General features: G+C 56.4%; 13 protein-coding genes. 8 read left to right on the forward strand and 5 right to left on the reverse strand.

Features of this window, described 5'->3' with window-relative positions; translation table 11 throughout:
* Positions 1 to 23 precede the first annotated feature (23 nt).
* Together AC2Q8J_RS14485 and acs are read right to left on the reverse strand one after the other, a co-directional pair.
* Positions 24 to 674, reverse strand: coding sequence for a response regulator (locus AC2Q8J_RS14485; RefSeq protein ID WP_204996635.1), 651 nt, complete (start codon positions 672 to 674; stop codon positions 24 to 26).
* A gap of 149 nt (positions 675 to 823) precedes the next feature.
* Positions 824 to 2,785 carry an acetate--CoA ligase gene (gene acs / locus AC2Q8J_RS14490; protein ID WP_486451630.1) on the reverse strand — a complete coding sequence of 654 codons (1,962 nt, stop codon included), beginning with the start codon at positions 2,783 to 2,785 and terminating at the stop codon, positions 824 to 826.
* Between the two features lie 206 nt (positions 2,786 to 2,991).
* On the opposite strand from acs, the gene AC2Q8J_RS14495 reads away from it, so the two are divergent.
* The 8 genes from AC2Q8J_RS14495 (at position 2,992) to AC2Q8J_RS14530 (ending at position 10,498) form a co-directional block, all read left to right on the forward strand.
* Positions 2,992 to 4,287: a DcaP family trimeric outer membrane transporter gene (locus tag AC2Q8J_RS14495; protein WP_486451631.1), complete on the forward strand. Its 1,296-nt coding sequence runs from the start codon at positions 2,992 to 2,994 to the stop codon at positions 4,285 to 4,287.
* Positions 4,288 to 4,383: 96 nt separating this feature from the next.
* Positions 4,384 to 4,653: a DUF4212 domain-containing protein gene (locus AC2Q8J_RS14500; protein ID WP_204996638.1), complete on the forward strand. Its 270-nt coding sequence runs from the start codon at positions 4,384 to 4,386 to the stop codon at positions 4,651 to 4,653.
* A gap of 15 nt (positions 4,654 to 4,668) precedes the next feature.
* A complete protein-coding gene (locus AC2Q8J_RS14505) occupies positions 4,669 to 6,402 on the forward strand; it encodes a sodium:solute symporter family protein (protein ID WP_486451632.1) in 1,734 nt (577 codons plus the stop codon).
* Positions 6,403 to 6,534: 132 nt separating this feature from the next.
* On the forward strand, positions 6,535 to 7,053 hold the full coding sequence (locus AC2Q8J_RS14510) for a hypothetical protein (protein WP_051171202.1): 519 nt from the start codon (positions 6,535 to 6,537) through the stop codon (positions 7,051 to 7,053).
* Between the two features lie 23 nt (positions 7,054 to 7,076).
* Positions 7,077 to 8,927 (forward strand): putative nucleotidyltransferase substrate binding domain-containing protein, encoded by a 1,851-nt coding sequence (locus AC2Q8J_RS14515; protein WP_486451633.1) that lies wholly within the window; start codon positions 7,077 to 7,079, stop codon positions 8,925 to 8,927.
* A 1-nt stretch (position 8,928) separates the two neighbouring features.
* Positions 8,929 to 9,573: an exonuclease domain-containing protein gene (locus tag AC2Q8J_RS14520; RefSeq protein WP_486451634.1), complete on the forward strand. Its 645-nt coding sequence runs from the start codon at positions 8,929 to 8,931 to the stop codon at positions 9,571 to 9,573.
* A gap of 31 nt (positions 9,574 to 9,604) precedes the next feature.
* Positions 9,605 to 10,102, forward strand: coding sequence for a PaaI family thioesterase (locus tag AC2Q8J_RS14525; RefSeq protein ID WP_051171204.1), 498 nt, complete (start codon positions 9,605 to 9,607; stop codon positions 10,100 to 10,102).
* Positions 10,103 to 10,498 (forward strand): PaaI family thioesterase, encoded by a 396-nt coding sequence (locus tag AC2Q8J_RS14530; protein WP_027874239.1) that lies wholly within the window; start codon positions 10,103 to 10,105, stop codon positions 10,496 to 10,498.
* Positions 10,499 to 10,569: 71 nt separating this feature from the next.
* Here AC2Q8J_RS14530 and AC2Q8J_RS14535 read toward each other — a convergent pair whose 3' ends face one another.
* The 3 genes from AC2Q8J_RS14535 to AC2Q8J_RS14545 form a co-directional block, all read right to left on the reverse strand.
* Positions 10,570 to 10,848, reverse strand: coding sequence for a DUF3081 family protein (locus AC2Q8J_RS14535; RefSeq protein WP_204996642.1), 279 nt, complete (start codon positions 10,846 to 10,848; stop codon positions 10,570 to 10,572).
* Between the two features lie 130 nt (positions 10,849 to 10,978).
* Positions 10,979 to 14,116 (reverse strand): efflux RND transporter permease subunit, encoded by a 3,138-nt coding sequence (locus AC2Q8J_RS14540; RefSeq protein ID WP_288363963.1) that lies wholly within the window; start codon positions 14,114 to 14,116, stop codon positions 10,979 to 10,981.
* Positions 14,113 to 15,186, reverse strand: coding sequence for an efflux RND transporter periplasmic adaptor subunit (locus tag AC2Q8J_RS14545; protein ID WP_374973762.1), 1,074 nt, complete (start codon positions 15,184 to 15,186; stop codon positions 14,113 to 14,115). Before AC2Q8J_RS14545 ends, AC2Q8J_RS14540 begins: the two co-directional genes overlap by 4 nt.
* Positions 15,187 to 15,356: the final 170 nt, after the last annotated feature.

The following is a 15,356-nucleotide window of genomic DNA, read 5'->3' on the forward strand; positions in this document are numbered from 1 at the left end:
TTTTGAGTCACCTCTGGCAGTGTTTATTCCACTGCTGGGATGTTCACGTCTAACTGGCTCAGCATCAGTACGGCCTGTGTTCGCGAATGCACACTGAGTTTGCGAAAAATTTCAGTGATATGGGCTTTGATCGTGGCCTCGGTGACATTCAGCTCCCAGGCAATCTGCTTGTTCAGCAGTCCCTGCACCAAATAACTGGCAACGCGAAACTGCTGAGGCGTCAAGCTTGCCACGACCTCGGCGATCGATTTTTCATCGCTGCTGCTGGCTTGCTGATAACGCACATTTTCCGGCAGCCAGCGCTCTCCTTGTAGCACTTGTGCAATGGCGGTGCTGATTTGTTCTGGCGAACTACTCTTGGGCAAAAAACCGCTGGCGCCGTAATCAATGGCGCGGCACATCACTTCCTCGGTTTCAGAGGCAGACACCACCATAATCGGTATTTCCGGGTGCTGGGCCTCCAGGTGGACTAAGGCACTAAAGCCCTGTGCGCCGGGCATATGTAAGTCCAGCAGCAGTAGATCGATGTCGCTGTCTTCGTCGATGGCCTGTTGAAGGCTGCCGATATCGCCGACCTCGTCAATGCGTGCAGTCGGAAAGCTCGCGCTCAGGGCACCGCGCATGGCCGAGCGGAAAAGCGGGTGATCGTCGGCGATCAGAAATCGCTGGGTCATGGGGCCTCATTGTTCCGTTATTGTTTTTCGATTAGGCCAGTATAAAAAAGCCCCGCAGTGCGGGGCAAGCGCTTAGGAAAAGCCTGTGGTAAAGACCCGGCTTCTCGGGGTGGAGGAGAGAGTCGCCACCCCGCATCTGCACATTCAGTTTACGCAGCGTTTTCGTTGATGTGTTGATGTCCCTCAATAAGCCGTGCAACAACTGAGGGATCGGCAAGCGTGGAGATATCGCCCAGGGCGTCGTACTCGTTGGCCGCGATCTTGCGCAGAATTCGGCGCATGATCTTGCCGCTGCGCGTTTTAGGCAGGTCGTCGGCCCACTGAATCACGTCGGGAGAGGCAATCGGGCCGATTTCGCGGCGCAGCCATTGCTTCAACTCTTGCAACAGGGCGTCGTCGCCTTGCTCGCCCTGCTGCAGGCTAACGTAGATATAAATGCCTTCGCCTTTGATCTCATGCGGGAAGCCAACCACGGCGGCCTCGGTCACTTTCGGGTGGGCAACCAATGCACTTTCCAGCTCGGCAGTTCCCATGCGGTGACCAGAGACATTGAGCACATCGTCCACGCGGCCGGTGATCCAGTAGTCGCCATCAGCATCGCGGCGGGCACCGTCGCTGCTGAAATAGTAGCCGTTGAAGGTGGAGAAGTAGGTATCGATAAAGCGCTGGTGGTCGCCAAAGATGGTGCGCATTTGCCCGGGCCAGCTGTCGCAAATGACCAGGTTGCCATCGGTGGCGCCGTCCAATACGTTTCCGTCGTTGTCCAGCAGTGCTGGTTGTACACCGAAGAACGGCTGAGTGGCTGAGCCGGGCTTCAATTCTGTGGCGCCTGGCATCGGGGCAATCATCATGCCGCCGGTTTCGGTCTGCCACCATGTGTCCAGTATAGGGCAGCGGCCCTCGCCAAAGACGTCGTGGAACCAGCCCCAGGCCTCTGGATTGATTGGCTCTCCGGCGGTACCGAGCAGGCGCAGTGACGCACGGCTGTTGGTAGCGGTGGCTTCCTCGCTCTTGGCCATCAGTGCGCGGATCACTGTGGGTGCAGTGTACAAGGTGTTCACCTGATATTTATCGATAATCCGGCCCAGTCGGCCGCAATCGGGATAGTTGGGAACACCTTCGTACATGATGCAGCTGGCGCCGTTGCTGAGCGGGCCATATACCGCGTAGCTGTGCCCAGTGATCCAGCCGATATCGGCCATACACCAGTAGACTTCATCCGCTTTGTAGTCGAACACCGTATGGTGGCTCAGAGAGGTGTACACCATATAGCCGCCGGTGGTGTGTACCGCGCCTTTGGGTTTACCGGTTGAGCCAGAGGTATACAACAGGAACAGCGGATCTTCGGCGTTCATCGGCTCGGGAGGGCAAACGGGTGACTGTTGCTCAACGAGGCTGTGGTATTCCACGTCGCGGTTGGCGCGCCAGTGAATATCGGCGCCGGTGTGCTTAAGCACCAGAACTTTTTCAACGCAGGCCGGAGAGCACAGTTCTATGGCCTCGTCGACGTTTTGCTTCAGGGGAACCGCTTTGCCGCCGCGACGACCTTCATCGGCGGTGATTACCAATGCCGATTGACCATCGCTAATGCGTCCTGCCAGCGCTTCTGGCGAGAAGCCGGCAAAAACCACCGAGTGCATGGCGCCAATGCGTGCGCAGGCGAGCATCGCGAAAATGGCTTCCGGAACCATTGGCATATAAAGAGTAACCACATCACCTTTTTTAACGCCCAGGCTCTTCAGCCCGTTGGCGAGTTTGCAGACTTCTTGATGAAGTTCGTTATAGGTGAATTGTCGTGAGGCTTGGCCCTCTTCATCTGGCTCCCATTGCAGCGCGAGTTTTTCGCCGCGCTCACTGAGGTGTCGGTCTAAACAGTTTTCAGAGGCATTGAGTACGCCATCTTCAAACCACTTAATATAAAGATCGTTTTTATCAAAACTGCAGTTCTTTATTTTACTTGGTGCCTGGTGCCAGCTGATTCGCTCCGATACCTGCTTCCAGAACGCATCGGGGTCATTGACCGATTGTTCATACATGGCCTGGTAATCGTCTGCAGAGATGTAAGCATTCTCGCGAATCGACTCTTTGATGGGGTAGCGTTGCTCTGTCATGGCGTTGCCCTCGGTTCAAGGTGTGCGTTCTTGTTATGTCACACAGTATTCTCCGCGAGCGCCTTTTTCGCTATTAGACCTTGGTCGAGCGGCTGATCCCTCCCTTCTTAGACTTTCGTCGATATTTGACTAATGGCTAATACGCAGCTTTGCAAAGTCGGCCTATAACCTCTAGTGACACATAAAAACAACCGGGAGACACTCTTATGCAAAGCAATAAAAAGCGCACTTTCGCATCTCGATATCTACCTGCTCTTGCGGCACTGCCACTGGCTGTTGCGGCGGGTTCTGTTTCCGCTGAGTCGCTGGAGCAGCGCGTGCAGCGCTTAGAAGCAGCGCTGGCTGAATCCACGGCGCAGGCGGTAAGTAACACTACATATAAGTTTGGTGGTTTTATCAAGTTAGACGCAATGGTGAGTCAATACAGTGGTGGTGAGCGTGCTGTGGCAACAGTCGGTGACGACTTCTTGGTGCCCTCTGTTATACCCGTTGGCGGAGAGTCCGGTGATGCGCACTTCGATATGCAGGCCAAGTACTCGCGCATATGGTTTAAAACGGCGACGCAGACCGACGCCGGTACCATCTCCACCCATATAGAGATGGACTTCGGTGTTAACCAAATCGGCGATGAGCGGCTCAGTAATTCTGCGGTATCGCGCATTCGTCATGCCTTTGTAAGCTGGCAGTACGACAAAGACAGCTCCTTCCTTGCCGGTCAAACCTGGGGCACCTTCTTTAACGTGGCGAGCCTGCCGGAGACCCTCGACTTTGTTGGCCCGGTGGCCACGGTATTTGAGCGCCAGGCGCAATTGCGCTGGACCCACGGTATGGGGAACGGCAGTTCGTTGATGGTTGCTGTGGAAAACCCGTCCACTGGGCTCTATGGCGGCACTAGTGGCGCCGCGGGCGGCGGTGATTTTGACAACAATAGTCTGCCCGATGTCGTTGTTCGTTATAACGGTAAGTCAGGCGACCTGAGCTATAGCGTGGCAACGGTGCTGCGTGAGATTGCTTACAAAGAGAACTTTACCAATAACCTTGCGCAACCCATTGAAGGTGACGAAAGCGAGATCGGTTATGGGGTGAGCTTTTCGGGTAAATGGCAGCTGGGTCAAGATGATCTCAAGTTCCAGCTGAACGCCGGTAACCTAGGCCGCTACCTGGGTTTGCAGAGCTTCCGCGATGGTTACATTGAAAGCAATGGCGATATCGATCTGCTGGACACTGTGGGTGGCTTTGTTGCCTACCGCCACTTCTGGGCACCTAAGTGGCGCAGCAGCTTTGTGTTGTCAGCCAGCGAAGCCGACCAGCCCAGCAACGCGCCCGCTGGTACGCCAAGCGCTTACCGCAGTGCTCACGCCAACTTGCTGTATTCGCCGGTTAAGGCACTTACCCTGGGCGCTGAGCTGATCCACGGCGAAAAACACATTGAAGGCAGCATTAACGGCGACGACAGCGGTGAGCTGGATCGCTTGCAGTTTAGTGTGAAGTACGTGTTCTGAGCGTCCCGCTCTTGACTAAAGTCGAATGGTTTGCGGCGACAACAAAGCGCATAAAGAGTATGTCGCCGTGATTCAGACCAATAAAGGAGAATAACAATGGCGTTTCAATCGAAAGAAATGGCGAAAGCATACTGGCGTGAAAACCTCACGTTGATGCTCTGGCTGTCAGTGATCTGGTTCATCGTGTCTTATGGATGCGGAATCCTGTTTGTAGAGCAGCTCAATGCCATCCGCTTGGGTGGATTCAAATTGGGCTTTTGGTTTGCGCAACAGGGGTCAATTTACACCTTTGTGGCACTGACATTTATCTACGCAAAAAAAATGGGCGATCTCGACCGTAAATACGGCGTAGATGACGACGCATAATAAGAGGCAGCCATCATGGAACTTCAAACATTAACGTATATTGTGGTGGGGTTTACCTTCGCCATTTATATCGGCATCGCCATCTGGGCGCGCGCCGGTTCGACGAAAGACTTTTATGTAGCCGGCGGTGGTGTTCACCCCGTTGCTAACGGCATGGCAACTGCCGCTGACTGGATGAGCGCGGCGTCGTTTATCTCAATGGCCGGTCTGATCGCCTATATGGGCTACGGCGGCTCAGTTTTCCTAATGGGTTGGACGGGCGGCTTCGTGCTGCTGGCCATGTTCCTGGCGCCATACTTGCGTAAATACGGCAAGTTCACGGTACCTGAGTTCATTGGCGACCGCTTCTACTCAAGGACTGCGCGTATCGTTGCCGTTGTCTGCTTGATTATCTGTTCGGTGACGTACGTTATCGGCCAGATGAAAGGGGTAGGGGTTGCCTTCTCGCGCTTCCTGGAAGTGAGTTATGAAGTCGGCCTGCTGGTGGGTATGGCTATCGTCTTTGTCTACGCCGTTGTCGGTGGCATGAAGGGCATTACTTATACGCAGATTGCGCAGTACTGTGTGTTAATTCTGGCCTACACTATTCCCGCTTTTTTCATCTCCTTTAACTTAACCGGCAATCCCTTCCCGCAGCTCGGCTTGGGCAGTACGATCAGTGGTACCGACGTATACTTGCTCGACCGCTTGGACCAGGTGATTACCGAGTTGGGCTTTGCCGACTACACCAACAATGTTCGCGGCAGCACCTTGAATATGTTTGTGTACACCCTGTCGCTGATGATCGGTACGGCGGGCTTGCCCCACGTCATTATCCGCTTCTTCACGGTGCCTAAAGTAAAAGATGCGCGTACCTCAGCGGGTTGGGCACTGGTGTTTATTGCCATTCTCTACACAACTGCGCCGGCAGTGGCAGCCATGGCACGTTTGAACCTGCACAACACCATTTCGCCGCCAAGTGCTGAACAAAACCTTGCTTACGAAGAGCGCCCACAGTGGTTTAAAAACTGGGAAAAAACCGGTCTTCTTGAGTTCGAAGATAAAAACGGTGATGGCCGCATTCAATACACCGCGAGTGCGGAGACCAATGAAATGGTCAAAGTCGATCGCGACATCATGGTGTTGGCAAACCCGGAGATAGCCAAGCTACCCAACTGGGTTATTGCACTCGTGGCAGCGGGTGGTCTCGCAGCAGCATTGTCTACTGCGGCGGGTCTGTTGCTGGCAATTGCATCGGCGATCTCCCACGACCTGTTGAAGGGCGTATTAATGCCTGACATCTCCGAAAAAGCAGAGCTTAGAGCCAGCCGAATTGCCATGGCAGGTGCGATTGGCTTTGCGGGCTACCTCGGTTTCAACCCACCTGATTTCGCGGCGGGTACGGTAGCACTGGCCTTTGGCTTGGCGGCCTCCTCGATCTTCCCCGTGTTGATGATGGGTATCTTTAATCGCCGCATCAACAAAGAAGGCGCTATTGCCGGGATGATTGCAGGTATCGGTGTCACCCTGTTCTACGTGTTCCAGCACAAAGGCATTATGTTCGTGGCCAGCACCGCCTTCTTGGGCGATATGCCAGCGAACTGGTTCTTTGGCATTGAACCCAACGCGTTTGGTGCAGTGGGTGCCGTGGTGAACTTTGCGGTTGCCTTTGCGGTGTCTGCAGTGACCAAAGCACCGCCAGCAGAAGTGCAGGAACTTGTTGAGCACATCCGCGTTCCTGTTGGTGTTAGTGCGGCGCAGGATCACTAAGCCGACACTAGCGGTCGATACAAAGCAGGCACCGTCAGGGGCCTGCTTTTTTTTTTCCTCGACGAGTATGGAAATTCACTCGACCAAGGATGATAGTAAAAGTCGAACACACAATAACAAGGGATCTGCGCAATGAGTGCGACATCAATTCTTACCAGCAAACACACGATTACCGCATTAATTGTTACGCCGATTTTGGCGATCATCGCTTATTTTGGTGTCGATAGAATGGTGAGCGAGCGGCCCCATAAAGCCGAAGCAGGCGCTGTATATAAATTGGCTGCGATGTCTAAATGCCGATATCAGAGTGGCGAATGTACCCTCAAGAACGGCAACTTTGCACTGACGCTGCGGCCGGAGTTTCGCAGTGAGCACGTGATTAAGCTGCGTTTAGAATCTGCCTTCCCCTTGCAGGGCGCTAAAATTTCCATTGCCCCGGACAGTGCCGTGGATTACCCACCTATGGATATGGAAGCCGAATCTGCCGATGGCAAGGTCTGGTTAATTCGCACCTCAGTACCTGCGACCGAGGCGCCACAGCTGCGCGTCGTGGCGACCGCCGATGGCGCACAGTACTTTGGTCAAACAGGGCTGGAATTTACCGTCTATCAAACCAGCTTTGAGCGAGATTTTCGCGGCGGTCAGCAGTAGCACTTTCGATCCAGGGGGCGAAAATGAGTGATAAAGCAGAGCTGGCATTGGTGAGTGATTTTCTCGCCGAATGTTTGCCCTTTGATAGCCTTGACCCACAGAGACTGGAAGACGTTGCTCGTCAGCTCCGTATCAAATATGTGCGACGCCATCACCGCTTTAGTGCGATGGATGGTGACGGCCTGTATATCCTGCGTAGCGGCGTTGTTGATGAACAGCAAGAGAGCGGCTTATTGCAGCGCTTTGAGAGCGGTGAAAGTTTTTCCCTGAATGGCCACAGTCGCGACGGCGAAGTCACACAGTCGCGCTATTTCGTTGCCATAGAAGATTGCTTGATATACCGCCTGCCGGACGATGCGCTGCGCAGTTTGCGGCGTCAACACCGCCATATAGACCGCTTTTTCCATGCGCGCAGTGAGCGGCTATTGCGTCGCGCCGCGCGCTTTCGCGGCCAGCCGTCGTTTTTAATGCAGCCGGTTACCTCGGTAATGAGTCAACAGCCACTCGAAGTTGCCCCGGAGACATCGATAGCGCAAACCGCACAGGCAATGACCGAGCGCCGCGTGTCCTCGGCCTTTGTGACCCGCGATGAAACCCTACTGGGCATCGTCACCGACCGCGATTTGCGCAGCCGCGTATTGGCCCTGGGGCTATCGCCCGATCAAACCGTGGCCAGCATCATGACCGAGAACCCCAGCGCCCTGGCAAGTGATGCAACACTTTTCGATGCCGTGTTGGAGATGACCAATCGCGGCGTTCACCATCTGCCGGTATTGGGCGAGGCGCAACAGCTGCTCGGTGTGCTGACCACCTCCGATGTCAACGTGGCAAGGGAAGACGACCCGATCTACTTTGTGCAGCGAGTATCGCGGTTGAGCACTCTTACAGCGCTTCAGGAGCAACTAGCGCGCCTGCCGAACCTGTTCCGCCAATGGGTAGAGGCCGATACGCCGGTGACGCAGATTACGCAAATGACAACCGCGGTAAGTGATGCCTTGACGCGGCGGCTTATCGACCTTGCCGAACAATCGCTTGGCCCCGCTCCCTGCGATTACTGCTGGTTGGGCTTTGGCTCCCAGGCTCGGGGCGAGCAGTTACTCGGTGGTGATCAGGACAACGGTTTGCTGATTGATAATGCTGCAACCGACGACGACATGGCGTGGTTTGCGAAACTCGCCGACTTTGTCTGCGCTGGGCTTAATGACTGCGGCTATGATTACTGTCCGGGTGACGTGATGGCCAAGTCGGAAAAGTGGCGCAAGCGCGCCGCCGATTGGGAGGCGATGGTCGACGGCTGGATGACCAGCCCCAGCGCCAGTGCAGTGATGCACATCAGTATTTTCTTCGACCTGCGCGCCATTGCCGGCAGCCGCAGCCTGGCTGAGGCCTTGCAGCAACATATGTTGGCCCACAGCCAGCGCAATACCATTTTCCTCGCCGCGCTGGCAGAGAATGTTCTGGCAAGCTCGCCGCCGCTAAGCATGTTTGGCCGTTTTCTGCTGGAGCGTAGCGGCGAACACCAACACAGCCTCGACCTGAAAAAACGCGGCGTGCTGCCGGTGATAGAGCTCGCCCGGCTGCATTCGCTGGCCAACGGTATCCCCGCGGTAAATACCCATAAGCGCTTGCAGGCACTGGCGCGCGCCGGTCAGATGAGCTTGGCAGATAGTCGCAACCTTGAGGATGCATTTACTTTGATCAATGGCATCCGTTTGCAACAGCAGGCCGCGCAAATTGCCGCTGGCGACGAGCCCGATAATTACTGCGATCCCCGCCAGCTTACCCGGTTGCAGCGCAGCCACTTAAAGCAGGCATTCAGGGTGGTTCATCAGGCCGAGGATATTATCAAGCTGCGCTACCGAGCGGGTAACTGACATGTCGGCGTTCTGTCAGGCGTTGCGCCTGCAATTCAAACGCTACCAGTATCGCCGGCGTGCCGCGCGCGCGTTGCGCGACTGCTGGCAGTTGTCACCGCCCTGTTGGCAGTCGCCCGCCAGAGATGCCGCCTACCTCGCAATCGATCTGGAAATGACCTCGCTGGACCCAAGTACAGGGGAAGTCGTGAGTATTGGCTGGGTGCCGATTACTCATTGCGAGATCGACCTGTCGGCGGCGCGTCACCACCTTTTACGCGCTGAATCGCTGGTGGGCGAAAGTGCCGTTATCCACCAACTGCGCGATTGCGACCGGGTATGCGGTGAACCCCCGGCGGAGGTGTTGCAAGCCCTGCTCAAGGCCGCCTCCGGCCGAGTGTTGCTGTTTCACTGCGCTGAGCTGGATATCGCTTTTCTCAACGCACTTTGCCAAACGCACCTGGCGGCGCCTTTGCTGCTGCCCTATGTCGATACCCTGCAAATTGAGCACGGCCGCCGTGAGCGCGCTCATCAACCGGTTCGCAACGGCGAGCTGCGTTTGGCTGATTGCCGCGAACACTACCATTTGCCCGCTTATCCCGCTCACAATGCACTCAGTGATGCCCTGGCAACGGCCGAGTTGTTTTTGGCGATTAAGTCTCGGTAAACTGCCGCGCTGAATTGTAATGGGAGTTGGTATGGCTCTGGACCTTCAAGAGTTACGTCGCTTTGTGGATGTGGTACTGCAGTCGAACCCCGGCGATCATTTCACGACCTTGGGTATCGCTGTCGAGGCCGTAGAGCACCACCACGTGCAAATGAGTATGCCCTATCGAGAATCGCTAATTGGAGACCCCGATACAGGAGTGCTTCACGGCGGCGCTATTACCGCGCTGTTAGACACCTGCTGCGGGTTTGCCGCGGCCACTGCCCTTGATGACCTGGGCATGACGCCCACGATTGACCTGCGCATCGATTACATGCGTGCGGCGACGCCGGGCAAAAGCGTGATTGCCGATGCCGAGGTGTACCGCGTTAGTGAGAGCGTGATATTTACCCGCGCTCTTGCCCATCACGGTGATGTTCAACATCCGATTGCCTCTGCGGTAGGTAATTTCTTCCGAATGGAGTCAGCGCTGTTTGAGGAGATGCGTCGAGAGTTTCGACGTGCCGAAGCGACAGAGGGAGGGGCGTAAATGACAGACGATTTTCAAGCGCGTATCGACCGCGTGCCTTATGCGCGAACGCTGGGCATCCAAATGATCAACGAAGACGGCTGCTTCTTACTGCCAGCGCGGAAAAGCAATATTGGTAACCCGACTCTGCCTGCCTTGCACGGCGGTGCCATCGCCGGTTTTATGGAACTGTCAGCGATGATTCATGTGTTGAGTCAGGGAGGTAGCGACAGTACGCCTAAGATCGTCGATTTTGCGGTGGACTTCGTGCGTGCCGGAAAATTTGAAGAAACCTTCTGCCGGTGCGAGTTGGTATTTTTTGGGCGCAAAATGATCAATGTGAGTATCACTGCCTGGCAGGATGACCCAGGTCGTCCCATTGCCAAGGCGCGGGCGCAGTTCTTAGTAAAAGACTAACGCGCGTGAGTTTGAGGCGAGCCGGGCAAAAGCCAGGCCGCCGTTACCCGTGCAGCGTGCTATCGGCGATGCTACGCAACCTCGTTCAGCGCCCGGCTGACGTTGGCAATATCCCGGTGCAGGCTTTCCAGTGCGGCGCGGTCGGTGGTGCTAAAAGACAGGGTATTGTGGAAATTAACGGTAACCGATGCGCGACGGTTTTCCAGGGTAATGGTGTAGCCATCGATCCCTGAACTCACCTTGATGGGGCCGTATTCCCGCCCCCAGCCAACACTGCTCGCCACGCCGTATTGCTGAACCAATTCAAAGCTGCGTAACAGCTCGGCTGGCCTGAACTTGCGTTTTTCCATGGGAAGTCGCCCTTTCGTCGTTCAGTATTAATACGTCGCGAAGCGAAGGGCCGGATGTTACCGGCTTTGCTGCCCAACAGGCCGTGCCGCATCGCGTTGCTGGCGAGCAAACGCGGCGTCTGGCGTAGCGCTACTGGGCGGCATTGCTGCGCCGCTGGCGCTGGGTTTGCCACCAGAGGCGTATATCGCTGTCGATGGCCAGCATCAGCGGCACGGTATACAGGGTGGTGATCGCGCCGACAATCCCGCCCCAGAACATCACCATGATCATCGGCGTCTGGGTGGGGTGCGCACCGGCGATACCGTAGGCTGCAGGGCCGAGCCCGGCACTGGTGGTAAGGGCGGTAATTAAGATGGGGCGCAGCCTTACGGCGGCGGCTTCGGCAATGGCGCTGCGCTCAACAATCGCACCTGGCTGCCCACTTTGGTGGTGGAGCTTATTCACTTTATCCACCAGAACCAGTGAGCTGTTCACCAGCACGCCGGCCAAGCCAAGGAAGCCGACAATGGCCGAAACGCCCAGCACGAAACCGTGCAGGGTTAGCACGATCAGCACGGCGACAAAGGCCAGCGGGATGACCGCCATAATAATCAAAGGCTGACTGAGGGAATTGAACAGCAACACCATCAGGAAAAAGATGCTGACCAGTACAATCATCAGACCGGTGCCCATCGACTCAGCGGTTTCGGCCTGCGCGACCAGTTCGCCGCCCAACTCAACCCGGACTCCCGGGTATTTCGCTGCAAATTGTTTTTCATCTAACCAGGCTTGTAGGCGGTGATTGATGTCCACCACCGACAGTTGGTCGCGGTTCACCTCCGCGCGGATGGTTTCAGCGCGGCGACCGCCATAGTGGGCGATAACCGCTTGGCCCTGGCGTACCTGGAATTGGGCAATATTGCGCAGTGGCACTTGCTCGCCACTTGGGCTCAATACAGTGAGTGAGCGCAGCGCATTGATGTCGTTGCGGTACTTGTCCTGTAGCTCCAGGCGATAGCGAATGCGCTCCTCGACGGTTTGCAACTCTTCGACCAGCAGACCGTCGTAGGCAATGCGCAGTGCGCGGGTGACATCCGCGACTGCGATGCCGGCATTGGCGGTTGCGGCATAATCCAGTTTGAGTTCGATCAGGTTTTTGCCGGGGGTGTAGCTGGTCCATACCTCGGTAACACCGCGCTGTTCGCTCAGCCAGGCCATCAGCGCGTCGGCAATCTCACCGCGCACTTCATCGGAGTGGGCAATCACCCGCGCTTCAACCGGCGTACCCACCGGCGGCTGCTCATTATCAATCTCCACAACGAAACGAATCGCCTGTGTAAATTCCGGTCGTAGTTGCTTGAGGCGGTCGCGAATTTCGGCGGCGCTCAGCTCCCGGTGTCGTCCGGACACCAGGGTGAGTTGCACTTTACCCAGCGACGGAGATTTAACTTGAATCATATCGTTGCTGTTTGGGTCGCTCCATTCGCCAACAACAGAGAAGTGGCCGGTGATAATGCCATCGGGGATGGTCTCCAGCGCGCGTTGCTCAATGCGGTTGATCACGGCGGCCGTGGTATCGATAGTCGTGCCCGCGGGCATTTCAATGCCTATGACGATGTCGGTGGCATCGGTGTCGGGGTAGCTTTCAAACTGCAGGTAGTGTGAGAGCATGACGATGGACAGGAAAAAGAGTGTCAGCCCACCCGACATGGCGATCATGGGTCGCCTCAGCATGGGCGTCAGGGTGGCGGCATAGAAGTGTTGCACATGGCGAAACCAGCTTGCCTTGTCGCGCCCGGCCTCGGCGCGTTTCAGCGATTCGGCGATGTGGGAGGGCAGTAAAATCAAACACTCGAAAAGCGAGGCGAGAATAATCAGCACGACGGTTGCCGGGATCACCCACATAAACTTGGCGTCTTCCCCGCCGATCAGGAGCAGGGGCATCATGGCAAACACGGTGGTTAAGGCACCGGTAATAACCGGGCTGGAAACACTGTTTACCCCGTTCACGGCAGCGTCTCGAATCGACATGCCTGATTCAAAGTGGCTGTAGATGCTCTCGCTGGTGACAATGGCGTCATCCACGAGCAGGCCGAGCATCAGAATGATGGCGACGAAGGCGACGGTATTGTAGGTCACGCCAAAGATCGGCATCAGCGCGATGCCGAGCAGCACGGCGACGGGTATGCCGACGACAACCCAGAAGGTCGAGCGCCAGGGGAAGAAGAATAACAGCACTAAGGTGATCAGGATCGCGCCCAGCATGGCGTTGTCCAGCAGAGTCGAGATCACCACCTTGGTAATATCGGCGCCGTCGTCGACGACCGATAACTGCACGGTGCTGGGCAGGGTTTTCCTAAATGTATTGAGCAGGCTTTCAATATCTTCCGACAGCGTCAGGTCGTTGCTGTCTGCCTGCGCGCGAACGGTGAGCACAATGCCCTGCAAGCCGCCCTTGTAATACGAGACGGTGGCTTCGGAGAAGCCCTCGGTCACCTTTGCCAGGTCTTTTATTCGCAAGTGGTTGCCGTAGCCGTCGCTGCGGACGATCACCGAGGCGACTTCTTTGGGTTCGCTAAACTCGCCCACTGCAACGATGTCTTGTTCCCCGACAAAGGAGGCCAGCGAGCCGCCCGTTTCAGTGACATTGCGGCTTTTGATGGCGCGTTCTATTTCTGCGTAGGACACGCCAAGGCGGTCCAGTTTCAGCGGGTCGAGTTGAATATGGATTTCGCGGTCGCGATAGCCCAGGCGGTCGACACCGCGCACACCGCGAAGCGAGCGCAATTGATCTTGCAGCGAGCGCGCCAGTTTGCGCAGCGTGGCTTCCGGCGCTTGGCCGTACAGCATCACTATGGCCACAGGGAAGTCTGCTGACTTGGCTTCCACTAGCAAGGGTTTTTCCAGCAGGTCTGTCGGCAGTCGGGATTGGGCGCGGTCTATGGCGCGCTGCAGGTCTCTGGCCATTTCGGCCAGCTGTGCCTTATCCGCCTCGGGGTCGGCGTTGACCTGAATCAGCGACATGCCTTCGGCGCTATTCGAGCGCAGTTCGCGAATACCGTCGACAGACTCCAGCTCTTCCTCCAGCGGCACAGTAACGCTGAGCTCCATTTTCTCGGCGCTGGCGCCGGGCCGCAGCGTGGTGATGGAAAAGCGGCCGTTGGACAGGTCGGGGGCGCTTTTAATGGCGCCAGTTTGCAGGCTGTAAAAACCCAGCAAAATGCCCATAATCATCACCAGATTGACGATCAGGGGGCGGTCGATAAACCAAGCGTAAAAGGACTTCATGGCTGAGTCTCGACAGTAACGGCTAGCCCGTCGGTAATCAGTTCCAGGGGAGAAAGGATCAGCATTTCATCGGACTCGAGGCCAGACAACACCGGAATCTCGTCGCCACTGGGTAGGCCAAAGCGCGGCTCGCGGCGCTCGGCGATTCCTTGGTTGACCACAAAAACAACCGCCTTACGCTGTCTGTCGACCACGGCTGTGCGAGGAATAAAGAGCACTTTACGGTTGCTTTCAACATCTATGCGCACACTGGCTGACATGCCCTCTCTAAGCAGTACATCGGCGTCGGACAGGCGGCACTTTACTTCAAAGTTTCCCGTGCGGGGGTGGGCTGACTGGGCAATCGCCTCTACCCTGGCGCGGTACACCTTATTGCTGGCATCGCTGCGCACCTCCACGGGGGTCCCCAACTTTAGCTGATTCACTTCGGCCTGGTTGACCCATGTGATGACTTGCAGGGCTTCCTGGGCCTGAATCTCGATCAGTGCCTGCCCCGGTTGTACGCGCTCGCCTTGCTCGATGGGCTCGCCGTCAACCACACCCGCTATCGGACTGCGTATATCTCGGTCGGCGAGTTCACGCTGTGCCAGCTCTAACTCAGCTTGCGCAGACTGAAACCGTGCTTTCAGCGCGTCGTAGTGGGAGCGCGCATTGTCCAACTGGTCGTCAGAGACCGCGCCGGTTTCCCGTAATTGGCTGAATTTTTGCCATTGCCGCTGCGCCTGATCCATGTCGGCCTCACTGCTGGCGCGAATGGCGCGGGCGCGCTCGACACGCAAATTTTGCTTCTCGTTATCCAGGCGCATGAGCAGCTGGCCTTGCTGAACCGCTTGGCCTTCTTTGACGAGAACCTTAGTAACCACGCCGGCAGCCTCTGCGGCAATATCGACCGTTTCCGCTGACTGCAGCACACCGGAGGTTTCCAGTGGGTAAGACCAGGGGACGGCGGGGAAGCGTTTTACGTTGACGGATAGCTGCTCAACGGCAGCCTCGGGCACGGGCGGTGGCGGCTCGGAACAGGCGGATAGAAAATTGACGATTGCCAGCAGCAGCCACGGTTTTATATTCATTGTTCGTCCTCTTCCTCAAGGGGGAGAGGATACCTGTTTACTTCACAATATAAATTACCAGTGAATTAATTATCCGTTTGCAAACGGGGGCCATAAGGCCGGAAGGGGTGACGGGAAGCCGGAGAGCGGTTTCCGGCTATAGGGAATCGCTGTGCTTGAACTGCCGCCAA

The sequence above is a fragment of the Spongiibacter sp. C9W genome, assembly GCF_057370015.1.